Consider the following 3,718-nt stretch of genomic DNA (forward strand, 5'->3'; position numbering starts at 1 on the left):
CAGCAGGTCGCTTTCGATGGCACCTACGCGCACGCTACGGGAGCCATCGAGCTCGCCGAAACTGAGCAGATCCAGATCATTGTGATGGAGCACATCACCCTCTGCATCCAGGCTCGCCGAGATCACGCTTAGCCCACCCAGCACATTGCGGACGTCGAAGCGCTGCTGCAGCCGTTCGATGTGGTCCATGCCGTTCAACAGCGGAATGATCGCCGTGTCGGTACCCACCGCCGGCGCGATCGCTTCCATCGCGCTGTCCAGGTCGTAGGCCTTGCAGCTGAGGATGATCGTGTCGTACTCCGCCTTCAGGCCATCGGCTTGCACCAGGGGCGGCTTGTCGATCTGGATGTCGCCCTTGGGGCTGGCGATGCGAAGACCACGCTTGGCCAGCACCGCGGCACGGCGTTCACGGACCTGGAAGGTCGTGTCCAGGCCCGCTTCGAGCATGCGGCCGCCAAAAAAACCGCCGAGGGCGCCGGCACCGAGGATGAGGTAGCGCATGGCCACTCCGTGAAAGGCGAGATGGCTATCGTAGCCCGCGATGGGCTGGTGGAGAACCGGTTTGACCACATTATTGGTCAGTGACTACGACGGCACCATCGTCTTTCGACGAATGATGCTATTTGCCGATACAGAACGACCCGAAGATGCTGCCCAGCAAGTCGTCAGCCGTATGGCTGCCTGTAATTTCACCAAGGCTTGCTTGCGCGGCACGCAACGATTCGGCCGCCAGTTCACCGGCTCGTGCGGCGAGCGCTTCGTCAGCATGCACAAGATGAGCGGCCGTCGCCTCTAACGCCAGGACATGACGCCGACGTGCGCTGAAGCTGCCATCGCCCTGGCGGAAACCGGCCAACTCGCGCAAGCGGGCGCGCAGTGAGTCGACGCCTTCTCCCGTAAGCGCTGACAGCGCGATCCGATCTTTTCCTTCGCTGGAAGCTGGATCAACGTCCAGCTTGTTCAATACAACGAGCCGGGCAATGCCCTCCGGGATATCACCCAGTAGAACCATGTCGTCTTCGACGCACGACGCCGTTGTCACCAGCAAGGCCACATCCGCCTTGCGCAAGGCATCATTCGCCCGCCTTACGCCTTCGCGCTCCACCACATCGTCTGTATCGCGCAAGCCCGCCGTATCGGCCAGCTCGATCACCATGCCATCAAGGCTCACCAACTCATGCACGATGTCGCGCGTGGTGCCTGCGATGTCGGTGACGATGGCGCGCTCGCGCCCGGCCAGGGCGTTGAGCAAACTGGACTTGCCCACGTTCGGCCGGCCGACGATGGCAACGCTAAGGCCGTCATTCAGACGCACGCCACGACGCGTTTCGGCGAGTAGATCATCAAGCGACGCACGCAAGCCATCGAGCTGCCGCTGGATGGCGGGGTCTGCCAGGAAGTCGATTTCCTCTTCGGGGAAATCGATGGCCGCTTCCACATGTACGCGCAGATGGATCAGCTGTTCCTGCACGGCCTCGACCTTGCGCGAAAACACGCCTTCCATCGAACGCATCGCCGCGTGCGCACCCGCACGCGATCGCGCGGCGATCAGATCGGCTACGGCTTCGGCCTGGGCCAGATCAAGCTTGCCGTTGAGGAACGCCCGTTCGGTGAACTCGCCGGCGCGTGCCAGGCGCGCGCCAAGGGTGCATACGTGGCGCAAGAGTTCATCGAGCAACACCATGCTGCCGTGGCCCTGGAGCTCCAGCACGTCTTCGCCGGTGTAACTGGCGGGCGCCGGGAAGTACAGCAACAGACCGTGGTCGATGGTTTCGCCCGTCGTGTCGCGGAATACAGCCAGGTGTGCGTGGCGCGCACGCGGTGCGCGGCCCAGCAGTGCTTGGGCAATGGTAGGTACCAGGGGCCCCGAGACGCGAACGACGCCTACACCCGCCGGGCCTGATGCCGTGGCGATCGCAGCAATGGTGTCGTTATCGTGGTCCATAAGCGAAGCGGGGCGCATCCTTCGATGCGCCCCGCGTTTTTCCTCAAGCCGTTTTCAGTTTTGTATCCGCGCGATCGACGCTTCGCGTGATGAGGTACTGCTGTGTAAGGCTGGTGGCACCGTTGATGATCCAGTACAGCACCAGGCCCGCCGGGAAGAAGGCGAATACCACCGCGAAGATCAGCGGCATCACCTTCATCATCTTCGCCTGGGCAGGGTCCATGCCCACCGCGGGCGTGAGCCACTGCGTGGCCATGGTGATCAGCACGTAGATCGCCGGCAGGATGAACAGCGGATCGGGCGAGGAGAGATCGTGGATCCAGCCGAAGAACGGCGCATGGCGCAGTTCCACGCTTTCCATCAGCACGCGGTACAAACCGATGAATACCGGGAAGGTGATCAGGATCGGCAGGCAACCGGACATCGGGTTGACCTTCTCCTTCTTGTACAGCTCGAGCATGGCCTGCTGCATCTTGGCCTTGTCGTCGCCGTAGCGCTCCTTCAGCGCCGCCACGCGCGGCTGCAGCTTGCGCATGCGTGCGCCGGAGCGGAACTGCGCATCGGTGAGCTTGTACAGCGCCGCCTTGAGCAACAGCACCAGAAGGATGATCGCCACGCCCCAGTTGCCGGAGATCGAATGCAGCTTCGACAGCGCCCAATGCAGCGGCTGGGAGATCGCGGTAAGCCAGCCGTAGTTGGTGGAAAGCTCAAGGCCCGGCGCGATGGCGTTCAACGTGCCCTGCAGCTTCGGACCGATGTACAGACGCGCGTTGCTATCGTGCGCCTGGCCCGGTGCCACCGTGATCGCCGGGCCGAAGGCGCGGATCAGATACCGCGGGTGCGCAGTGTCGGGATCGAGCACCTTGGTGGAATACGCCACAGCGTCGGTCGCGGGCGGAATCCAGCCGACAAAGAAGTAATGCTGGATCATTGCGCTCCAGCCACCGGTGATCGGGCGGTCGAGCGGCTTCTTGATGAACTCGGCGAACGGCATCGACTCGTATTTTTCGTCGGGGCTGTACCAGGCCGCGCCGAAGAAGCTGTGCGAGGACGGATCGGTGTATGACGTCCACCAGCCGGCAGGCTTGGGCTGGTCCACGCGTTGCAGCTGCTGGTAGGCATTGCCGGTCCAGGCGCTGCTGCCGCCGTTTTCGATGTGCTGGTCGAAGTCGATGACGTAGCTACCGCGGGTGAACTTGTAGCTCTTGGTCACCTTCAGGCCGTTGTCGCCCGTCCAGGTGAGGTCCACGCCCAGCTCATTCTGCCCATCGGCCAGGGTGTAGTTGGTTTGCTCGACATGGAACAGCGCGCGATGGTCGGGTGCGGCACCGCTGGTGCTGACCAAGCCATCCTGTGCCGCGAAGTAATGGTCGGTGGAATCGTTGAGCAGGCGCACCGGCGGCGGCGCCGGGTTGTTCTTGGTCACCGGCGAATCCGGGTAGGCCAGGAGTTCAGCGCGTACCAGGCTGCCGCCGCGAGTATCGATAGTCAGGCGAAGCAAGTCGGTGGTGACGGTGACCAGTTCCGCTGCGGGGGCTGCCGGGGCGTTGGCCTTGTCGACATTCGCCGCATTGGCGGCGGCCGGCACGGCTTCGGCGCTGCTGCCGGAGGCTGCGGGCACGCCACCGTCGGCGGCAGCGGCCGTAGGCGCGGTCACCACGGGTGGCGGCGGGGCGTAGTCCTTCTGCCAGGCTTCCATCAGCAGGTAGGAGACGGCGATGAGCGCCAGGAAAAGGAACAGCCGCGATTGATTCATTGCTTGGACGTGTCCGG

3 protein-coding genes are annotated in these 3,718 nt (G+C 63.6%); all 3 read right to left on the reverse strand.

The features are described 5' to 3' along the window. A partial coding sequence (locus tag VK519_RS10545) for a 2-dehydropantoate 2-reductase N-terminal domain-containing protein (protein WP_324349630.1) occupies positions 1-501 on the reverse strand: 501 nt, incomplete at its 3' end. A gap of 118 nt (positions 502-619) precedes the next feature. Beyond that, positions 620-1,945 (reverse strand): tRNA uridine-5-carboxymethylaminomethyl(34) synthesis GTPase MnmE, encoded by a 1,326-nt coding sequence (gene mnmE, locus VK519_RS10550; protein ID WP_324349631.1) that lies wholly within the window; start codon positions 1,943-1,945, stop codon positions 620-622. Between the two features lie 43 nt (positions 1,946-1,988). Continuing rightward, on the reverse strand, positions 1,989-3,701 hold the full coding sequence (gene yidC, locus VK519_RS10555) for a membrane protein insertase YidC (protein ID WP_324349632.1): 1,713 nt from the start codon (positions 3,699-3,701) through the stop codon (positions 1,989-1,991). Positions 3,702-3,718 lie beyond the last annotated feature (17 nt).

This window comes from Pinirhizobacter sp. (assembly GCF_035317885.1).
Lineage (GTDB): Bacteria > Pseudomonadota > Gammaproteobacteria > Xanthomonadales > Rhodanobacteraceae > Pinirhizobacter.

Bases quoted from the DNA above. Each gene is read 5' to 3' on its own strand.
- mnmE (WP_324349631.1), bottom strand. From the start codon at position 1,945: ATGGACCACGATAACGACACCATTGCTGCGATCGCCACGGCATCAGGC.
- yidC (WP_324349632.1), bottom strand. From the start codon at position 3,701: ATGAATCAATCGCGGCTGTTCCTTTTCCTGGCGCTCATCGCCGTCTCC.